This is a genomic window from Delftia sp. SD018 (genome assembly GCF_017355445.1).
GTDB lineage: Bacteria > Pseudomonadota > Gammaproteobacteria > Burkholderiales > Burkholderiaceae_C > Comamonas > Comamonas acidovorans.
This window is the reverse complement of the sequence record NZ_JADDRN010000076.1, coordinates 1-502: the sequence shown is the minus strand read 5'-3', so window position 1 is coordinate 502 and position 502 is coordinate 1. Positions and strand designations below refer to the sequence as shown.

The following is a 502-nucleotide window of genomic DNA, read 5'->3' as shown; positions in this document are numbered from 1 at the left end:
CGTGGACAGCCTCAACCAGGTGATCGCAAGGCACGACATCCTGCGCACGGCCGTGCTCTGGGAGGGATTGGCCGAGCCCGTGCAGGTGGTCTGGCGCAAGGCGCAGGTCCAGGCCGAGTGGCTGGAGGTGCAGGCTGGCGCCGATGCGGCGGCGCAAGTGTACGAGCGGCTGGATCCGCGCGTGCAGCGCATCGAAGTGCGCAAGGCACCGATGATCCGCGCCGTGGCGGCGCAGGATGCGCCCCAGGGCCGCTGGCTGCTGCAGCTGCTGACCCACCATCTGGTGCTGGACCACACGACGCTGGAGCGCATCGTCGAGGAGATTGGTCTGATCCGCCAGGGGCGCGAGCATGCGCTGCCCCGGCCGCTGCCGTTCAGGCGCTTCGTGGTCCAGGCACGGCTGGGGGTGAGCGCCAGGGAGCACGAAGAGTTCTTTCGCGCCATGCTGGGCGATGTGGATGAGCCCACGGCGCCTTTCGGCCTGCTGGACGTGCAGGGTGAC

1 protein-coding gene is annotated in these 502 nt (G+C 69.5%); it reads left to right on the top strand.

Translation table 11 applies throughout. The annotated features are described in order from the left end of the window. A partial coding sequence (locus INR38_RS28600) for a condensation domain-containing protein (protein ID WP_242699240.1) occupies positions 1–502 on the top strand: 502 nt, incomplete at both ends.